Origin of the sequence: Streptomyces sp. NPDC058576, from assembly GCF_042718715.1 — a bacterium.
Taxonomy (GTDB): Bacteria; Actinomycetota; Actinomycetes; order Streptomycetales; family Streptomycetaceae; genus Streptomyces.
Genome location: NZ_JBHXPF010000002.1, coordinates 133,615 through 152,589 on the forward strand (window position 1 = coordinate 133,615; position 18,975 = coordinate 152,589).

Consider the following 18,975-nt stretch of genomic DNA (forward strand, 5'->3'; position numbering starts at 1 on the left):
AGGCAAGCGACAGGGCGGCACTACACCCGTCTCTCTACCACCTTCCGCCCTGAACTCCGGCCACACCCGATGACCTTCCCCGTTCCCTGTCCCAAGGAGTTGCCTTCCTCGTGTATGCACGTCTCATCCGATCTGCCGCTGCTGTCGCCGTAGCGGCGGCCGGCACCCTGACCTGGGCGCCGGCCGCAGGCGCCGAGTCTCCCGAACCGACCCCCTCGGCCTCCGCCGCTCCCGCCGAGACCCCGGCCGTGGACGCGGGCGGCGTCGAGATCACCACGAAGGACATGGCCGGGGACGCCCTGCTCGGCGCCACGTTCCTGCTGCTCGACTCCGACGGGCAGGAAGCCGGACGGGGTCAGAGCGACGCAAAAGGGAAGGCGACCTTCCCCGACCTGGCACCTGGCATCTACCGGCTTAAGCAGACGGCGACCGGCAGCCCGCTGCACGAGGTCGTCGCCGACCAAGACGTCGTCGTAACCCCGGGCGCGACGACCCGGCTGACGATCGTGGACCCGTTCAAGGCCGCTAAGGTCCTCCTCCAGGCCAAGGACGACAAGACCGGCAAGCTGCTGGCCGGATCCACGGTCAACATCGGCAGCGGCGACAAGACCCTCCTGACGCTGACCACCGGCTCCGACGGCACGGCAAGCGGCAAGCTGCCCACCAGTTCCCGTAGCAGCAGCGACTTCTGGGTCAAGCAAGTCAAGGCGCCCGACGGCTACGAGATCTACAAGCCGTCGAAGGCGTTCAAGGCCAAGCCGGGCGATCCCGTGACGGTGACCGTCACCAACGCCAAGACCGCCACCACGCCGCCGCCCACGGAGAAGCCCACCGGCAATCCGAGCGACGGGCCCAGCGACAAGCCGAGTGACCGGCCCACGCCGGACAAGCCCGGCCAGGACGAGGGCACCCCCGCTGCTTCGGCTTCGGCCACGGACATCCCGACCAGCGACGAGACCGCGTCGAGCACCGCGGCCCCCGCCCCTGCGGGCTCGCTCGCGCGCACCGGCGCGGACGCCACCCCGTGGATGATCGGCGGCGCCGGAGTGCTGATCGCCGCCGGCGGTGGTGTCCTCTTCGCGGCCCGCCGACGCCGCACGGACGACAACTAATCAACCCATCGGCGCATCCCCGAAGGCCCCCGGAGTCACCATGATTCCGGGGGCCTTCGCGCGTTGCGGGCAAGACAGGCCGCGCTACCCGCATCCAGCACTTCATCCGTTACACGGCCTCGGTTCTGGAGCCTGCCTTCCTGCTCAGATCAGCACGAGGAGACGGAGATGTGGACCAGTTGGAGAAGCGATTGGACGAGCCCGCCGGCCAGCGTGGCGGAAGCGGCGTAGAGCGCTGCCCGCCCAAGGCCCTCGACAAGAGGGTGGCGGGCTCGGCGCCGCTTCGGGGCTCGGCGGTGCGTACGGTGGTTCATGACGGTCTCCGTTCAGGGGATGAGTCGGCTGCCCCCGCACCGCGTGTTCCTGGCAGGGATACGGTGCGGGGTGCAGTTTCTGCTGGCCCCAAGCCTTATGGCTGACGTGCGCTGAATGCAGCTCCGGAGGCTCGAATCTCGATGTAAGTTCGGTGCCATGGAGGGGAGTCGGGTCGCCACGTGGGTCGAGGGAACTTCGGCCGACCTGGTCGCCGATGCGCTCGCGCTGGGCGTGAAGGCCAGTCCCCGTATGGTGACCTCTTGGGTCGAGGACGGCATGCTGGCCAACCCCGAACCGCGCAAGACCAGCGCTCATGGCAGCGATCCGCGAGTGTTTCCACCCGAGCAGCGCGAGCTGTTCACCAGGCTCCTGCAGGCCCGGGAACGCTCCCCGCTGGGACGCATTCCACAACGCTCACTGATCCGCGTCGTGCTGTATCTGTGGCTGATCGACGACACGATCGTGCCCACGCCGCAGGCACGCCGAGCCTGGCGCACCCACGCGCGCGCCACGGGCCAGACCAACGCCGTCCGGCGCAGCCAGAACGTCCGCGCCATCGTCGAGCAACTCGCCCACCCGTCAGCCACCCACAAGCAACGGCGCGCTGCCCACCTCGTCCTTGAGGAGGGTGAGCGGACCGGGCGGATCGATATCGACAGACTGACCTCGGTCCGCACGGAGCCGTACTCGCCCTGGCCGATCCAGCCGGGTACGCCGAGGATCGAACGCGCCCTACCCGGCCCGTTCGGGCCGGTCTCCGTCCAGCACCACATCGCCATGTGGAGCGCCCGCCACCAAACTGTCCGCCTCCTACGGCACGAGGAGATCGACGAAACCGAACTCGACCGGGTGCGGGTCGTCTACCGGCCGATGTGGGCTGACTACCAGGCCCGCCGACCCGCCATGGCGACTCTTGGCGCCGGAGAGTTCGCGGCGTACTTCGCGGAGCCCGACACCATGGAGGGCCGCGCGATCGAGGCGGTCGATGCCTTTGTGGGAACCCTCGCGGGCGAACTTGGACTGATCGAAGCCGCGTCCCATGCCGCGGAGAAAGCACGCCTCAAATTGGCGCGCTGACGTATACCGAAGCCGCACCCCCTCTGCGCGTTTCGCCTTGCTGCGCCGCGCCCATCCGGGTGTCTCGGCAGCTGTGAGCGCCGTAGTTGACCTGTGTTGCCAAGTACGGCGCTCAGTTTCCGCCTAACCTTTACCCAACCCTGGATGGGCGGCCACCGACGGCACACCCCGGGGCGCGGCGGTGTCAGCCGGCACCGTTCGGGTGCAGGACGACCTTCGTACAGCCGTCGTCGCGGGCGTCGAAGTGGTCGTACGCCGTTGCGGCGTCGTCGAGGTTCAGCTCGTGTGAGACCAGGAAGCTCGGCTCTGCCTTGCCGCCCGCGATGAGGTCGCGCAGCGCCCGGTTGTACCGCTTCACCGGCGCCTGACCGGTGCCGACCTTCTGGCCCTTGAACCACATCATGCCGAAATCGATCGGCACCTTGCCCTTGGCCTGGAGTTCTCCCTGTGCTTCGGCTCCGCCTGGATCCTCGGGGAGGAAGACGCCTACGACACCGAGAGCGCCGGTGAACCGGACCGCGTCGATCAGCTGGTTCATCGTCAGCGCTGCGTCCTCGTGCCCCTGCGGATCGTGGGCCTGGTAGCCGACGCACTCACAGCCGTTGTCGGCGCCCAGCCCGAGCGTCGCTTCCTTGACGACCTCGGACGGGTCCTGGTCGTTGGTGTTGATCGGGATTGCACCGATCTCCTCCGCGAGCCGCAGCCGGTCCGGGTGGTGGTCGGCCACCCACACCCGTCCGGCGCCCTTGAGTATCGCGGAGTAGGCCGCCATCAGTCCCACCGGACCGGCGCCGAAGACGACGGTCTGGTCGCCGGGCTTGACGCCCGCCATCTCGGTGGCGTGATAGCCGGTGGGGAAGATGTCGGACAGCATCACGTAGTCCAGCTGGCGCTCGGCGGCGTCCTCGCCCAGCCGCAGGGCGTTGAAGTCGCCGTACGGTACGCGCAGCAGCTCGGCCTGGCCGCCCTGGTAGGGGCCCATCTCGGCGAAGCCGTAGGCGGCGCCGGCGAGGGCGGGCTCGGGCTGCATCGTCAGGCAGTAGTTGGTCAGGCCCTGCTCGCACTGCTTGCAGAAACCGCATGCGATGTTGAACGGCAGGCACACATACTCGCCGACCTTGACCTTGGTGACCGCGGAGCCGACCTCGACGACCTGCCCCAGGTTCTCGTGGCCCAGTGTGCGGCCGGTCTCGAACGAGGTGCGGCCTTCGTACATGTGCAGGTCGGAGCCGCAGATGTTGGTGCTCGTGATCTTCACGAGGATGTCGCTGGGGTGCTCGATCTTCGCGTCCGGTACGTCCTTCACCGCTATGGTGCGGGGACCTTCTACACCGCTGCCTTCATGATCAATCCCTCTTCGCCGCTACGCGCGAGCGCCATCGCTGCATGCGCTTGGCGGCGGATAGTCGACGGCGCCACCGGCGACGGTGCTCTGCCGTCCGGCGCGTTTCGAGGGGGACGTCAGCGCGTCCTCTCCCCTCCCTCCACACTCCCACTCGCCCTTGCCGGGCGCGACTCCCCGGGAAGCGGGTAACTGCTGCCAGTTCTGCGCCGCGTCGTCATGAAAGCTGACGCAATCGACACGCGGCGTTGGAGTTAGCCGTTGTACCAAAGCCGGAAGCCGACCCGCCTCACCTGATCGTTCGACGATCAATTCAGTCGCCGCAGGTCAACGCGAGCAGAGCGACGGATTTCACTGTCGAAGGACAGCAGTTCGTGTCCTTGGGCAACGAGGTCAGTCAGTTGTCCTCTCCACGCTGACCTGCGGCGACTAACTTGGTTGGCAAGGGGCCGGTGAGGCCGACCCGGTGTCGACGCGGTCGCCGGCATGTCGCCGAGCGCGACTCCGGCCTCGGGGAACATCGGTACAGCGGTTGGCGCTGAAAACGATCATGGTCGGCTAGCACACTGGCTGGGGGCTCCGCTGGGGTTCGCGGAAAGATCGCCGGGCGGGTGCAGCGGCTGGCTACGGTCCGTTCGTGCCCGTGGAGTTTCTGACTGATGAGCAGGCCGAGGCGTACGGGAAGTTCGCCGAGGAGCCGACCCGCCCCGAGCTGGAGCGGTTCTTCTTCCTGGACGACGTCGACCGCGACCTGATCGCGCTCCGGCGCTCTGCGCACCATCAGCTCGGCTTCGCGCTCCAGATGTGCACGGTGCGCTACATCGGCCGGTTCCTCCCGGACGACCCGCTGGATGCGCCGTGGCCGGTGGTCGAGCACCTGGCCGCGCAGCTCGGTGTCGAGGACCCGTCGGTGGTGAAGCGGTACACCGAGCGGCCGAAGACGGCGTACGAGCACGCCTGGGAGATCCGGGACGCCTACGAGTACCACGAGTACGACGACGCGGAGTGGTCCCGGCGGTTCCGCACCTTCCTCCACGGCCGGGCCTGGACGCACGCCGAGGGCCCCAAGGCACTGTTCGACCACGCGGCGGGCTGGCTGCGCCGCAACCGGGTGCTGCTGCCCGGGGTGTCGGTGCTGGCCCGGCAGGTGTCGGAGGTGCGGAAGATCGCGGACAAGCGGCTGCACGCCACCGTTGCGGGCGCCGCCCGGCGGGCGGACCCGGCGCTGCCCGGGGATCTGGTGGCGACGCTGAAGACGCCGGACGGCTCGCGGTTCTCGGAGCTGGAGCGGTTGCGCCGGCCGCCGACGCGTACGACGGGCACGGCGTTCGCCCGCGCGCTGGAGCGGGTGGACGAGATCGGCGCGTACCGGCTCGGGCGGCTGAGGCTGTCGCAGATCCCGCCGAACCGGATGGCCGCGCTGGCCCGGTACGCGCTGGGGTCGAAGGCGCCGCTGCTGGAGCGGGCGGCAGAGCCCAAGCGCACGGCGATGCTCACTGCGGTGATGCGGCACCTGGAGGCGAAGGCGATCGACGAGGCCCTGGACCTGTTCCAGGTCCTGATGGCCACCCGGCTGCTGAACGCGGCGAAGCGGAAGACGGAGAAGGACCGGCTGTCCACGCTGCCGCAGCTGGAAAAGGCGTCGCGGGTGCTGGCGCGGGCGGCGAAGGTGCTGTTCGAGGAACTGGAGCTGGTCGAGGAGCGCGGTGCGGATGTGGACGTGGCCGCGCTGTGGGCGGCGGTGGAGGAGATCGCGCCGCGCGCCGCCGTGATGACCGCGGCGGCCACCGTGGTGACCCTGGTGCCCGAGGACGAGAGCTCGGCCGAGGTCGCCATGCGGGCCGCGCTCACGAACCGGTACGCCACGGTGCGCCCGTTCCTCGCGTTGCTGGGCGAGTCAAAGGCACTGGCCGCGGCGAGCGCGGGCAAGCGGGTCCTGGCCGGGGTCCGGGGTCTTCCGGCGCTGGCGCGGCGGAAGGTGGGGGTCAAACCGCTGCTGCCGCGCGAGGTGGACGACAAGCTCGTGCCGCCCGCGTGGCGCAAGGCGGTGTACGCCAACCCGGATCTGCCGCAGGGTGCGGTGGACCGGGACGCGTACGTGGTGTGCGTGCTGGAGCAGCTGCACCGGGCCCTGAACAACCGCGACGTGTTCGCCTCGCCCTCGCACCGCTGGTCCAACCCGCGGGCCCGCCTGCTGGACGGGCCCGACTGGGACGCGGTCGAGGAGGACGTCCTGGCCGCCCTGAGCCTGGACATGCCCGTGACCGAGCACCTGGCGGAGCTGGTGCGGGGCCTGGACGCCGGATGGAAGCAGCTCGCCGAGCGCCTGGACGAGGCCGGGCCGGCGGCGAAGGTCTCGATCGAGGTCCAGGACGACGGACGGGTGAAGCTGAACGTCGACAAGCTCGGCGCGCTCGGCGAGCCGAAGTCCCTGGCCTGGCTGCGCCAGCGGGTCGAGAAGATGCTCCCGAAGATCGACCTGCCGGACCTGTTGTTCGAGGTGAACGCCTGGACCGGGTTCCTCGACGCCTTCGTCCACCTCGGGGACGGCACCACCCGGATGAAGGACCTGCCCACCTCGGTGGTCGCGCTGCTGGTCTCGGAGGCGTGCAACATCGGCCTGGCCCCGGTGGTGAACCCCGGCTATGAGGCCCTGACCCGGGCCCGGCTCGTGCACGTCGACCAGTACTACCTGCGCGCCGACACCATCGCCGCGGCGAACGGACGGCTGATCGCCGCCCAGGCGGACATCCCGATCGTGCGTTACTGGGGCGACGGGCTGCTCGCCTCCGTGGACGGGCTGCGTTTCCAGGTGCCGGTGCGCACCATCAACGCCGCCCCGTCGCCGAAGTACTTCGGATTCAAGCGCGGCATCACCTGGCTCAACGCGGTGAACGACCAGGTCGCGGGCATCGGGCAGATGGTCGTGCCCGGCACCCCGCGCGACTCCCTGCACATCCTGGACGCGCTGCTGAACCTGGACGGCGGGGTGAAGCCGGAGATGGTGGCCACCGACAACGCCTCGTACTCCGACATGGTGTTCGGCCTGTTCAAGATCCTCGGCTACAACTTCAGCCCCAGGTTCCGCGACCTGGACGACCAGCGGTTCTGGCGGGCCACGATGCCCGGCGTCGAAGCCGGCACGTACGGCGCGGTGGAGGACCTGGCCCGCAACCGCGTGAACCTGAACAAGGTGATCACGCACTGGCCGGACATGCTGAAGGTCGCCGGTTCCCTGGTCACCAACCAGGTCCGCGCCTACGACCTGCTGCGCATGTTCGGCCGCGACGGCCGCCCGACCCCGCTCGGGGCCGCGTTCGCCGAGTACGGGCGGATCGCCAAGACCGAGCACCTGCTGCGCGTGGTCGACCCGGTCGACGACACCTACCGCCGTCAGATGAACCGGCAGCTCACCGTGCAGGAATCCCGCCACAAGCTCGCCCGGGACGTGTGCCACGGCAAGCGCGGCACCATCCACCAGGCGTACCGCGACGGCATGGAGGACCAGCTCGGCTCACTCGGCCTGGTCCTCAACGCCATCGTGCTCTGGACCACGAAGTACCTCGACGCCGCCGTCGCCCAGCTCCGCGCCGAGGGCCACGAGATCCGAGACGAGGACATCGCCCGCCTGTCCCCGCTCAAGCACCGCAACCTGAACCTGCTCGGCCGCTACAGCTTCACCGCCAGTGTCCCGGCCGCCGGCGCCCTGCGCCCCCTGCGCGACCCGGACGCGCCGGAACTGGACGCGGACGACGACGAGGCCGACCACGGCTGAGCACGACCAGGACGGAGACGTCTAGGGGAGAGCGCTGCTCACAGGCCCTGCATCGTTGCCTCAAGCTCGGCAAGCTCCGCTTGTGCCTTCGTGTACTTCTCGTGCGTCTCCTTGTACTTCTTCTCCCACTGGTCCCGCTCCTGCTCAAGCCGCTGGGCCTGTCGCTCGAAGTGCTCAGTCTTCACGTCCAGCTGGCGGAGCTTTTCTTCGAGCTCCTTGATGCGATCTGCGTCGCTCACCTCTGTGTTCCTTCCCGTCGGCTGGTGCCGGTACGAGCAAGGAGCTGGGCGCCTCACGCATACCGACCAGCGGTCTGTGGCGGATACGTCTCCGCCCGACTTCAGGCGTCGACGGCGAAGATCCACCGTTCCACACTCCGCAAACGACATGGTCAGGGCAAGGTCACTACAACCCGCGTGTGCTGACCCCCTTGGCAGCTGGAGGTGCGGCTGGCGCACGCGCTACTGCCCGGCTGTTCGCTCGTTGATCACCGGACCGCACCACGAGACAGGAGCGAACCGTCATGGCCATCACCATCACCGAGGACTGCATCAACTGCGGTGCCTGCGAGCCCGAGTGCCCTACGAAGGCGATCACAGAGGGCGACGACATCTACGTGATCAACCCCAGCGCCTGCTCGGAGTGCGTGGGATTCTCCGACTCCCTCGCGTGCCAGGCCGTGTGCCCGCCGGAGTGCTGCCTGCCGGACCCCGGCAGGGTGGAAACCGAGGACGTCCTGATCCGCCGATCCCTGAGTCTGCGACCCGACAGCGACGAGCTCCGGCGCAAGGCAGCCGCCAACGACTACCCCAGTCACTTCCGGAAGTGAACCCTGCCGCCTGTGTGCGAGGAGCGGCGGAGCGGGCCACCTGTCGTCAAACGATCGAATGACGACAGGTGGCCGGCGCGTCCAATGAACCCGTGCAATCCGGGGGTTCATGGCGGCTCGAATCCAATCGGATCCGATGGTGATTGCTGACAGGGTTTGACGACAGATAGGGTCCGATCCTCCGTACGGAAGGGGCCCGCAGTGGCGAACCTGGTCTACAAGCGGGTCTCTACCGACCAGCAGTCCACCGCCCGGCAGAACCTCGTCCTGGCCGAGTCCGGGATCGAGGACCCGGGCGCCTTCGAGGAGGACCCGGGCACCTCCAGCCGCCTCCACCCCCTCCAGCGCCCGAAGTTCCGCGAACTGCTGACCTACTCGCGCCCGGGCGACACCCTCCACATCTCCGAGATGTTCCGCCTCGTGCGCGGCACCGGGCACATCCTCGACGTGCTCGACGTCCTCCACCGCGACCAGGTCGCGCTGCGCATCCACGACGGCGCGTTCTCCGCGATGGACCTCACCGCCCGCCACCCGCGCACCGGCGAGCTGCTGTCCACCGTCAAGTTCATGGTGCAGACCCTCGCCGCCGCCGGCGAACTCCACCGCGACCTCCAACGGGAACTGACCTACGACGGGCTGCGCGCCGCCGAGGCCAAGGGCAACAAGGGCGGACGCCGCCCCGCCGTGGCGGCCACGAAGACCGACGACGTGCGCACCGCGTACCTGGAAGGCCGCTCGATCGCCGCCCTCGCCCGCGACCACCGGGTCAGCCGCGGCGCGATCCGCACCGCCGTCGCCGAACTCCTGCCCGACCACACCGCCACCGGGGAGGACATCCCCGCCCCGGAGCTGCCGGTCACCCTCGACATGCCGGTCAAGGTCGCCGACTACCTCCTCACCACCGAGCTGGAGCCCGCCGAGCGCGCCGCGCTCGAACAGGGGGCGACCGTACGACGGGGCCAGGGCTACACCCTGCGCTTGACTGCCGTCCCCGCCGTACACCGCCAGCTCCTCGCCCGCTGCCAGCCGCTCGACGGCGCCCAGGGCACCCCCGCGGTCCCGGCCCAGCGCAAGGCCCGCCGCGAGTACGAGAACCGCGTCAGCTCCCTCACGCCGACCGGACCATGATCCAGGTCAGCGCCTACCGCTGATTTCCATTCGGATACTCCCGGCCCTGGCGCACAGCTTTAGCCGAGCACGTCGGCGCCGGCGTGGTCCTACGGATTCATGAGCTCGCAGAGTCGGGTGAGTTCGTCCGGGTCGTCAGAGACGAGACCCGGCGGGAGATCTGCGGCGAAGTCATCGCAGGCGTTGGACACCGCGGCCTCGGCGACGCCGGCGGGCGGTTCCGGGTCAGACGTGGCTGCGACAGCTGGCGTCACGAGGAACACACTGCACAGCGCACTGGCCAGGGATGCAGACAGAGACATTCGATTCATGCCTGGTCAACTAGCCGACGGAGAGAACGTCACCAAAGATCACCCAGAGTGCCGACATGATCGTTCTCAGCGCCAACGGCTGTACCGATGTTCCCCGAGGCCGGACTCCCGCCGCCGGCTGACGTTGGTGAACCTCCCGGAAACCTGTCGGCGCCTGCTCATTCCCGGTGGTCCGAGGCGGGACTGTCGGTCACCGCCTGCGGGGGGACGTCGGCCGGCAACGGGCCCCACGCGTCGATGGGGATCGTCTTGCGGCGGTAGCCGTGTTCGTTCAGGAGGTGGCCGCTGAGTTTTGCGGTCCACAGGGCGATGGCCCGGTCCGCGATGACGATGCCGGGGGCCTGCTCGGAGACCCGCGTTTCGAGTTTCTGAACATCGTTCACCGAGCGTACCCAGGCGATAACCAGGAGGTTGTGGCGGCCGGTGATGCCGGCGCACAGGCGGACGTCCTGCATTCCCGCGATGCGGCGCGCTGTCGTCTCCACGGCGTCGGATGGGACCTGTGCCCACAGGATGGCCGCCACGGGGCGCTCGGAGAGCGGGCGGGCGATCTCGCAGCGCAGGTGTACGGCCTTGGCGGCGAGGAGGCCGGTGACCCGTCTGCGTACCGTGTCCGGGCTCGCGCCGCACTGTTCGGCGAGCGCGGCGTAAGTGGCCCTTCCGTCCGCCGAGAGGGCCACCATGATGCGGCGGTCCAGCTCTGACACTTCCAGTGCGCCTGTGGTTTCGCCGACGGGTCGGTCCTGGGCGAGTTGTGCTGCCTGCGCGGCGGTGAGGGAGCGGAGCCGCCATCGGCTGCCCTCGGTGTAGATGGAGCCCACAACCTGTGTGCGGCTGGCCGTGACGGCCGGGATCGAGGCCAGGGTGTGGGTGATCCAGTGGGAGAGAGTGCCCAGGTCCGGTGCCATCACGGTGAGCAGCAGGTCTCGGTCGCCGGTGACGTGCTCCACGGTGGTGACCATCGGCAGTCGGGCCAGGTGCTCGGCGGCCTCGGTCAGTCGGCCGCCCGCGCAGTCGATCTCGACGAAGGCCAGGCATCCCTGTCCGGCTTCCGCCATGGCGGGTCCGGGGTAGCAGCTGGTCCAGGCGGCGCCGTCGTCGGTGAGCCGTTTCCAGCGCCTGGCCAGGGTCACGGCGTCCATGTTCAGCACTTTGGCGAGCTGGGCCCAGCTCGCCCGGGGGCTGATCTGCAGGGCGTGGACAAGTGACGCGTCGATGCCCGTCAGCGGCCGGAGATCCTTCATGTGCGGGACCTCTTTGCGTCTTTCCAACAGTTTCTGGTCAGCGTGGAAGTCATGGCTTCAGTGTGAGGCATGGCTGCGGCGCGTGACGCACTGCGGATCCGATCTGACGGGAAGGTGGCGGCAGCGTGTCCGCTTTGGGGAATGCCGAGGAGCTGCGGGACGACTTGGCGGTGTTGCGGCGGGAGTTGCACCGCGAGCCGGAGCTGGGGCTTCAACTGCCGCGCACGCAGGAGAAGGTCCTGGCGGCTCTGGAGGGGCTGCCGCTGGAGATCGAACTCGGGAAGAACCTGAGCTCGGTGACGGCGGTGCTGCGGGGTGGCCGGCCGGGCGGTGCGGTGCTGCTGCGCGCGGACATGGACGCGCTCCCAGTGCAGGAGGCTTCCGGTGTCGACTACATGTCCCGCGTCGCGGGCCGCATGCACGCTTGCGGTCACGACCTGCACACCGCTGCTCTCGTAGGTGCGGCCCGGCTGCTGTCCCAGCGGCGGGAGTCTCTGCCGGGCGATGTGGTGTTCATGTTCCAGCCCGGCGAGGAGGGCCACAACGGGGCAGGCGTGATGATCGAGGAAGGCGTGCTTCAGGCTGCCGGCAAGCCGCTGGACGCGGCGTTCGCCATCCATGTCTCTGCCAACCGCATTCCGCAGGGGCTGGTGGTCAGCAAGCCGGGCACCGTCATGACCGCCTCCGACATCCTGCGGGTGACCGTGCGCGGGCGCGGCGGGCACGGTTCCGCGCCGCACTCTGCCCTCGACCCGGTCCCGGCCGCCTGCGAGATGGTCACCGCCATCAACAGCTGGACCACCCGCACCTTCGACATCTTCGATCCCGTCGTGGTCTCGGTCGGCAGTTTCCAGGCCGGCACCCAGCACAACGTCATCCCCGAAACCGCCACCTTCCAAGCCACCGTGCGCAGCTACTCGGACACCAACCACGAACGTCTCGCCGAGGGCCTGCCGCGGCTTGTGCGCTCCATCGCCGCCGCCCACGGGCTGAGCGCGGACGTCGACTTCGAGGTGCTCTACCCGGTCACCGTCAACGATCCGCAGGAGACCGGCTTCGCGCTGGAGACCGCGCGGGAGCTGGTCGGCGACGACCAGGTGTGGGTCTCCCCGCAGCCGGCCAGCGGCTCCGAGGACTTCTCCCTCGTCCTTCAGCGGGTGCCCGGCGCGATGCTGCTGCTCGGCGCGGCCCCGCAGGGGTGCGATCCGACAGCGGCACCGATGAACCACTCGCCGCAGGCGGTCTTCGACGACGCGGTACTGCCCCGCCAGGCTGCGCTCCTCACCGAACTCGCCACCGCTCGTCTGTCCCGTACAGCCCCGCTCGCGGAACGGGCAGGCACGCGCGAGCGGGCGTGAGACCCGGAGTTCGTTGACCGCCAGAGGTGAATCACCCGTCGTGGCCGAGCCGGTGTGAACCGAGCCGTCGACCCACGGACCACGCAGACGTGAGCCACGCCCCCGCCCCGCCCGGCAGCTCCACCCTCGCCATCCGAAAGGTGCAGTCCATGCGCGTCACCAAGCCCACACCGGACGACGTCGTACCCGAGGAGAGCCGAACGCGGGTGCGTGCTGTGGTGGGGCTGCTCGTCTTCCTGGAGCTGACCAGCGGCTTCATCCAGGGCGGCACCACTCCGCTCATTCCCGCCATACGGGACACGCTGGGGGTGAGCACCGGCGACGCCCAGTGGATCACAGCCGTCCAGTTCCTCGCGGCCGCGGTGTCCGTCCCCGTTTTCGGGAGACTGGGAGACAAGTACGGGCACCGGCTGCTGCTGCGGGTGGCCGTCGCCAGCATCACCGTCGGCTGTGTGATCGTGGCACTCGCCCCCAACCTGGCTGTGCTGCTGGTCGGCCGCGTCCTCCTCGGGCCGCTGGCGGCCCTGCTCCCGCTGGAGATCGCGCTGTGTCGGGACCGGCTGAGTGCCGCAGCCAACCGCAAGGCGGTCGGCATGCTGGTGGCCTCCCTCGCGCTGGGTTCGATGATCGGCTCGTTCCTCTCCGCCCCGCTCTACCACTTCCTGGGCGACATCCGCTTCACGCTGTGGGCGTTCGCCGCACTGGCCGCGATCTGCACCCTGGTCACCTTCGTCGGCGTGCCGGAGAGCCGCGAGCGGGCAGCGGGACGGATGGACTGGGCCGGTGCCGGGATGCTCAGCATCTCGTTGGTGCTGTTCCTCACCGCGCTCTCCCGAGGGAGTGACTGGGGTTGGCTGCAGCCGGGCATCCTGGGGATGGTCCTGGTGGCACTGGCCCTGTTCGCCGGGTGGGTGCGCTGGGAACTGCGCCACCCTGCCCCGCTCGTGGACGTCCGCGCCGTCGCCGGCCGCCGGGTCGCCCCGCATCTGCTGACGACGTTCATGCTCGGCGCCATCATGCTCGCCGCGCCTGTCGTCTCCATCACCTACCTCGAAGCCGCCCCGGACGAGAACGGCTACGGCTTCGGCCTCTCGGCCCTGGAAATCGGCATCTGGGGCGGCATACCCCACCTGCTGGCCTTCATCGCCGCCAGCAGATCCGGAGCCCTGGCGGAACGCATCGGCATGCGCCGACTGCTGCTGCTCGGCCTGGTCCTGCTCACCGCCGGACACGCCGGCCTCCTCCTCGCGCACTCTTCCCTGTACCTGTTCGCCCTGGCCTACTCGGTCGCCGGAGCGGGAATGGGGCTGGCCATCAGCGGCATTCCCACCGTGATCGTCGAAGCGAGCCCGACGGACCGCTCCGCCAGCGCGGTGGCCGTCTACAGCAACGTCAAGGTCATCGGCGGCACCCTCGCCGGCGGCGCGTTCGCCACACTGCTCGGGACGATGGTGGCCAGCGGTAGCGACATCCCCACACTGGGCGCCTACCTCCTGGTGTGGGGTGTGTGCATGGCCGGCGCTGCCGCCTCGCTGCTGGTCACGTGGGCTACTCCGGCCCGCAAGTGACGCTCCCGAAGCATCGCCCCACCCCAACCCTTGGAGTCTCAGCAGTGCACGACAATCGCCTTTCCACGCAGTCGGGTTCGCCTGCCCGCCCGGCGACCGCGAGCCCGCGGGCCGTCGCGGAAGGCCACATGACGGCGTTGGTCGCGCTCGATCCCTTCATCGGCAGCTACCTCGGTGAACCCGGCTGCGCCGACCGGCTGCCCGACCTCTCCCCCGAAGGCCACGACGCGCGGGCCGACCTTGCCCGCCGTACCCTCACCGCACTTGCGGCCACACCCACCCCGGAAACCGACGATGAGCGGCTCTGCGCCCGTCTCCTGCGGGAACGGCTCAACGCCGAACTCGCCCTCCACGACGCCGGCGAGCACCTGCGGCGCGTGAGCACCCTCGGCTCAACCCTCCACCTGATCCGCAAGGTCTTCACCCTCGCACCCACCCGCACCGACGATGACTGGCACGCCATCGCCCGCAGACTGCGCGCAGTGCCCGCCGCACTCGACGGATACCGTGCCTGTCTGGCGACGGGACTCGACAGTGGCCTGCCCGCCGGGCCCTCCGCGGTCAGCGCGGTCCTCGACCAACTCGACACCTGGACCAAGCCCGGCACCGGTTCTTTCCACATGCTCGCGGCAACCGCGCCGCACGCGCTGCGTCCTGACATCGCCCGGGCCGCCGACAGGGCAGCCCTGGGCCTGGTGGACCTGCGCACCTGGCTGCGGGGCACCTACGCACCCCGCGTCGCGGACGCGCCGGACACCTTCGGCCGAGACCGTTACCGACTCTGGTCCCGGCACCACAATGGCGCCGACCTCGACCTCGAAGAGGCATACACCTACGGGTGGTCCGAATACCACCGCCTGCTGGCAGAGATGCATCACGCGGCACAGCGCATCCTGCCCGGCTGCACCGACCCCTGGCAGGCCCTCGCCCATCTGGAGGAGCACGGCGAGGCAATCGAAGACCCGGAAGCTGCCCGAAGCTGGCTGCAGTCCCTGACCGAACAGACCATCGAGGCGCTCGACGGCACCCACTTCACCCTCGCGGACGACGTCAGACGCGTCGAGACCCGGCTGGCACCGCAGGGGGTCACCGCCGCCTACTACACCGGCCCCTCGGCGGACTTCAGCCGACCAGGCCGCACCTGGCTGCCCACCCTCGGCCGCTCCCGCTTCCCCGTGCACGACCTGGTCTCGACCTGGTACCACGAGGCAGTGCCTGGCCACCATCTCCAGGTAGCACAGTGGACTCACGTCGGCGCGGACCGCCTTACCCGCTTCCAGGCGTCGTCCGGAGTCGTCAACGCCAACGTCGAAGGATGGGCCCTGTACGCCGAACACCTCATGGATGAGCTTGGATTCCTCACCCGCCCCGACCACCGGCTCGGCTACCTCCAGGCCCAGATGCTGCGAACCGTCCGCGTCATCGTCGACATCGGCATCCACCTCGGCCTGCCCATACCCGGCGATGCGGCCTATCTGCCCGGGGAGCGGTGGACGCCCCGCACGGCAGGCGTGTTCCTGCGCCGCAACTGCGCCCGGCCCCGCTCGTTTGTCGACGCCGAACTCCTGCGCTACCAGAGCAACCCCGGCCAGGCCATCGGGTACAAACTGGGCGAGCGCGCCTGGCTGCGCGGCCGAACTGCGGCACGCACCCGGCACGGCAACCGCTTCGACATCAAGACCTGGCACATGGCGGCGCTGTCCCAAGGCCCCCTCGGACTCGACGACCTCACCAACGAACTGTCCGTATTGGGCGACAGGCCGGACTCGGCATAAAGAGCAGAAAACCCGGTCGCCGATGCGTTCGCAGCAGGCAGCGACGTCGTCGGCGGCGATTGCGTTCAGGCCGCGACCAGAGCTCGAACGGCACATGCTCGCAACCGGCTTGCATCACGACCCGGCCGCGTACACCGCGACCTGCGCTCTTCGACCCGCTGTTTCGGTGCGATCACCCGCGCGCGACCTCGTGGTTTCGGGGCGATCTCCACGACGCCAGGTGTATGTCGCCATGAGCTGGGACAGGTGAGTCCCAGCTCGTCGGCTCTCGCGTGCAGGTGATGTCAGCCGGAGCGGGTGAAGGCTGGTGGGCGCAGTGTGCCGTGAGCGGTTTCGATTACCTGGGCGGCCCTGAGTGCGAGGTCGTCGCGGTGGTGGGGGGCTATGAGTTGCACGGCGCAGGGCAGTCCGTCCGGGCTGAGGCCGGCGGGGACGCTGACGGCCGGGTGGCCGGTGTCGTTGAAGACGGAGGTGAAGGAGATCGGGAGGGTCCGCTTGCGTACGGCCGCCGTGATGTCCGGGCCCTCGGCCGACCATGCGGTTGTGGGCACGGTAGGCGTGAGCAGCAGATCGTACTGTTCGAAGAGCGCGGCGGTCCACCGGTCGAGTTGGCCGCGGTGGGTCCAGTAGTCGGCGGAGTCGTTAGGGCTGAGGGTGCGCCCTTTGTCGAGGATGTCGGCGAACCAGGGTTCGAAGTCGTCGCGGCGGGTGCCGAGGTCGTCGAGGACGCCCAGGAGGCGGCTGTAGGCCAGGACGTGCTGCCGCAGCTGGAAGGGAGCGGGGAAGTCCTTGGCTCCGGGCAGCGCCGACTCATCGTCGCGTACGTCGTGGCCCACCTCGCGCAGAACACCGGCTGTTCGTTCCAGGGCGTTCAGCATCTCGGGGTGGGGGGCGGAGATGCCAAGTGTGCGAAAGACGCCCACCCGCAGTGTGGGTCCGGGTGTGTCAATGGCCTCCCGGTACGAGATGCCGGGCGCCGGCAACGAGTAGGGATCGGCAGGGTGGTGGCCCGCGGCAACGTCGAGGTGCAGGGCGGTGTCCCGTACCGTGCGCGCCATGCCGCTGAGACAGGAGTGCTGAGGCCAGTTCGGCATGCGGGAGGGGCCTTTGGGGATCCGGCCGCGGGACGGCTTGAGTCCGACGACTCCGCACAGTGCCGCGGGGATGCGGGTGGAGCCGCCGCCGTCTCCTGCGGTGGCGAGAGCGACGAGCCCTGCGGCGACCGCCGCCGCGGCGCCGCCACTGGAACCACCAGGAGTGCGTTGCAGGTCCCACGGGTTGCGGGTGACGCCAAAGGCTTCGTTGGCGGTGTGTACGCCGGCACCGAGCGGAGGCGTGTTCGTCTTGCCGATCACCAGGGCGCCGGCGGCACGCAGGCGGGCGACGTGGGTGCTGTCCCGGGTGGCGGGCGGGCTGTCGCGGTAGGCGCGCGTGCCCCTGCTGGTGGGGAAGCCTTCCGCGTCCTCCAGGTCCTTGACAAGGATCGGCAGTCCGGAGAGCGGGCCCGTCTCCTCGCCGTGGGCGATGCGTTGTTCGAGAGCGGTGGCCTCGGCCAGTGACCGTTCGGGGTCGAGGGCGACGACGGAGTTGACCTCGGTGTCGTCGGTCTCGATCCGGTCAAGGGTATGGCGCATGAGTTCGGTCGGTGACAGTGCGCGGCGGAAGATCAGGGCGGTGAGTTCGGTGGCGGAGGCGAAGGACAGATCAGTCATGGTGCGGTGGGTTCCTTCCTGGTGAGAGGGCGATCCGGTGTTGTGGTGGTCGCTTCGAGGCTGACACCGGTGGTGCGGGCGCCGAAAAGGACGGCGACGAGGCCGCCCGCGGCGCTGAGGGCGGCGAGCAGGACGAAGACAGCGGTGTAGCCCGCACTCGTGTAGATGGTGGCGACGAGCAGGGGGGCCCCGAAGTTGAAGATCCGGGACAGGGCGTTGGCGCTGCCGGAGCCGAGCGCGCGGATGCGGGTGGGGAAGATCTCCGCGGAGTACACCTGGAGGAAGGGCATAGCCATGTGGAAGAGCAGGTTGACCAGGCAGCCCAGGACGAGGACGGCGAGGGGTTCGCGTACGAAGGCGAACATCAGCAGGGTGGCACCGCCCAGTGACCCGAGGGCCAGTTGAGTGCGGCGGCGGTCCCAGCGGTCGATGAGCGGTACTGAGGCGAGGGCTCCGAACGGTGCGGCTGTCGCCAGGAAGGCGGACAGAAGCAGGGTGTCGCGGAGGTCGAGGTCGAGCCCGTTCTCTGAGAGGAGTGTGGGTGTCCAGGTGTTGTACGCGGAGTAGGCGAGGAGTCCGGCCACCCACATCGTGGTGACGACCAGGAAGTTGCGCCGGTTCTGGCCTTTCCACAGCTCGCCGAAGCGGGGACGGTCGGGCGCAGGAGCGGCCGGCCCCGTGACGGCGGGTCCGCTGTCGGGTGGCGTCTGGATGCCGCACTGCCGCTCGATCGACCGGACGATGGCGTCGGCCTTCTCCAATTCGCCCCGAGAGGCGAGCCAGCGGGGGCTTTCAGGGACCCAGCGGCGGATCAGCCAGGCGAAGACAAGACTGAACAGGCCGAGGGCGAACACCAGGCGCCACCCCCAGGTCCACTGCGGAACGAAGAAGAAGCCGGCCCAGGCGGCGATGGGGATGCCGAGCGATCCAACCGCCACCTTGTAGGTCTGCATGCGCCCCCGGGAGGCTGCCGGAACGAACTCCGCGAGGACGACGATGGCGACGACGGCCATGCCCTGGGAGCCGAAATGGGCCGCGGTGCGAGCGACGAGGAGCTGCCACTCGTTCTGGACGAGGACGCAGCAGACCGCGGCCGTGCAGTAGAGGGCAGCGCTGGCGAGCAGGGTGCGGCGGCGGCCTATGCGGTCGGCGAGGTACCCGCCGAGTACCCCTCCCACGAAGGCTCCCAGCTGCCCTACGCCGGCGATGAGCGCGACGGTCGAGAGCGACAGGCCCCACTGGTCGCGCAGGGTGGGGATGACGAAGGCGAAGGAGTAGGTCTCCACCCAGTCGAAGAGGATCATGCCGGCCAGAGCGATGACCAGGCGGCGGTGGAACGAGCTGAGCGGGAGCCCATCGAGACGGTTCCCGAGTGCGGCAGCAGGCGAGCTGACAGTCATGGCGCATGACCTCCCGTGCGGGGAATGGC

General features: G+C 69.4%; 13 protein-coding genes. 8 read left to right on the plus strand and 5 right to left on the minus strand.

The features are described from left to right. The first annotated feature begins 110 nt into the window (after window positions 1-110). On the plus strand, window positions 111-1,112 hold the full coding sequence (locus ACFWRV_RS02145; protein WP_384326935.1) for a SpaA isopeptide-forming pilin-related protein: 1,002 nt from the start codon (window positions 111-113) through the stop codon (window positions 1,110-1,112). Window positions 1,113-1,583: 471 nt separating this feature from the next. Beyond that, window positions 1,584-2,504 (plus strand): hypothetical protein, encoded by a 921-nt coding sequence (locus tag ACFWRV_RS02150; protein WP_384326937.1) that lies wholly within the window; start codon window positions 1,584-1,586, stop codon window positions 2,502-2,504. A gap of 184 nt (window positions 2,505-2,688) precedes the next feature. On the opposite strand, the gene ACFWRV_RS02155 is transcribed toward ACFWRV_RS02150, so the two are convergent. Beyond that, window positions 2,689-3,810: a glutathione-independent formaldehyde dehydrogenase gene (locus tag ACFWRV_RS02155; RefSeq protein WP_384326938.1), complete on the minus strand. Its 1,122-nt coding sequence runs from the start codon at window positions 3,808-3,810 to the stop codon at window positions 2,689-2,691. Between the two features lie 673 nt (window positions 3,811-4,483). Between ACFWRV_RS02155 and ACFWRV_RS02160 the strand changes: the two genes are divergently transcribed. After that, window positions 4,484-7,621, plus strand: a complete 3,138-nt coding sequence (locus ACFWRV_RS02160; protein WP_384326940.1) for a Tn3 family transposase — start codon at window positions 4,484-4,486, stop codon at window positions 7,619-7,621. 38 nt (window positions 7,622-7,659) lie between these two features. Here ACFWRV_RS02160 and ACFWRV_RS02165 read toward each other — a convergent pair whose 3' ends face one another. Continuing rightward, the gene (locus ACFWRV_RS02165; protein WP_384326941.1) at window positions 7,660-7,860 is read right to left on the minus strand and encodes a tropomyosin; all 201 of its coding nucleotides are present in this window, start codon (window positions 7,858-7,860) and stop codon (window positions 7,660-7,662) included. A gap of 284 nt (window positions 7,861-8,144) precedes the next feature. Here ACFWRV_RS02165 and ACFWRV_RS02170 point away from each other — a divergent pair, with 284 nt between their 5' ends. Together ACFWRV_RS02170 and ACFWRV_RS02175 are read left to right on the plus strand one after the other, a co-directional pair. Further along, the gene (locus tag ACFWRV_RS02170; RefSeq protein ID WP_384326943.1) at window positions 8,145-8,450 is read left to right on the plus strand and encodes a YfhL family 4Fe-4S dicluster ferredoxin; all 306 of its coding nucleotides are present in this window, start codon (window positions 8,145-8,147) and stop codon (window positions 8,448-8,450) included. Between the two features lie 201 nt (window positions 8,451-8,651). Next, on the plus strand, window positions 8,652-9,578 hold the full coding sequence (locus ACFWRV_RS02175) for a recombinase family protein (RefSeq protein ID WP_384326945.1): 927 nt from the start codon (window positions 8,652-8,654) through the stop codon (window positions 9,576-9,578). 469 nt (window positions 9,579-10,047) lie between these two features. On the opposite strand, the gene ACFWRV_RS02180 is transcribed toward ACFWRV_RS02175, so the two are convergent. Next, window positions 10,048-11,133: an Lrp/AsnC family transcriptional regulator gene (locus ACFWRV_RS02180; protein ID WP_384326947.1), complete on the minus strand. Its 1,086-nt coding sequence runs from the start codon at window positions 11,131-11,133 to the stop codon at window positions 10,048-10,050. Between the two features lie 125 nt (window positions 11,134-11,258). Between ACFWRV_RS02180 and ACFWRV_RS02185 the strand changes: the two genes are divergently transcribed. The 3 genes from ACFWRV_RS02185 (at window position 11,259) to ACFWRV_RS02195 (ending at window position 15,834) form a co-directional block, all read left to right on the plus strand. Continuing rightward, window positions 11,259-12,491, plus strand: a complete 1,233-nt coding sequence (locus tag ACFWRV_RS02185; RefSeq protein ID WP_384326949.1) for a M20 family metallopeptidase — start codon at window positions 11,259-11,261, stop codon at window positions 12,489-12,491. 149 nt (window positions 12,492-12,640) lie between these two features. Beyond that, window positions 12,641-14,059, plus strand: a complete 1,419-nt coding sequence (locus ACFWRV_RS02190) for an MFS transporter (protein ID WP_384326950.1) — start codon at window positions 12,641-12,643, stop codon at window positions 14,057-14,059. Between the two features lie 128 nt (window positions 14,060-14,187). Beyond that, window positions 14,188-15,834 (plus strand): DUF885 domain-containing protein, encoded by a 1,647-nt coding sequence (locus ACFWRV_RS02195; protein ID WP_384326952.1) that lies wholly within the window; start codon window positions 14,188-14,190, stop codon window positions 15,832-15,834. 284 nt (window positions 15,835-16,118) lie between these two features. Here the strand turns inward: ACFWRV_RS02195 and ACFWRV_RS02200 are convergent, their stop codons facing one another. Then, window positions 16,119-17,546: an amidase gene (locus tag ACFWRV_RS02200; RefSeq protein WP_384326954.1), complete on the minus strand. Its 1,428-nt coding sequence runs from the start codon at window positions 17,544-17,546 to the stop codon at window positions 16,119-16,121. Beyond that, the gene (locus tag ACFWRV_RS02205) at window positions 17,543-18,946 is read right to left on the minus strand and encodes an MFS transporter (RefSeq protein ID WP_384326955.1); all 1,404 of its coding nucleotides are present in this window, start codon (window positions 18,944-18,946) and stop codon (window positions 17,543-17,545) included. The genes ACFWRV_RS02200 and ACFWRV_RS02205 overlap by 4 nt, the downstream gene beginning before the upstream one ends. Between the last annotated feature and the right edge of the window lie 29 nt (window positions 18,947-18,975).

Bases quoted from the DNA above. Each gene is read 5' to 3' on its own strand.
- ACFWRV_RS02180 (WP_384326947.1), bottom strand. From the start codon at position 11,133: ATGAAGGATCTCCGGCCGCTGACGGGCATCGACGCGTCACTTGTCCAC.
- ACFWRV_RS02190 (WP_384326950.1), top strand. From the start codon at position 12,641: ATGCGCGTCACCAAGCCCACACCGGACGACGTCGTACCCGAGGAGAGC.
- ACFWRV_RS02205 (WP_384326955.1), bottom strand. From the start codon at position 18,946: ATGACTGTCAGCTCGCCTGCTGCCGCACTCGGGAACCGTCTCGATGGG.
- ACFWRV_RS02195 (WP_384326952.1), top strand. From the start codon at position 14,188: ATGACGGCGTTGGTCGCGCTCGATCCCTTCATCGGCAGCTACCTCGGT.
- ACFWRV_RS02150 (WP_384326937.1), top strand. From the start codon at position 1,584: ATGGAGGGGAGTCGGGTCGCCACGTGGGTCGAGGGAACTTCGGCCGAC.
- ACFWRV_RS02170 (WP_384326943.1), top strand. From the start codon at position 8,145: ATGGCCATCACCATCACCGAGGACTGCATCAACTGCGGTGCCTGCGAG.
- ACFWRV_RS02200 (WP_384326954.1), bottom strand. From the start codon at position 17,546: ATGACTGATCTGTCCTTCGCCTCCGCCACCGAACTCACCGCCCTGATC.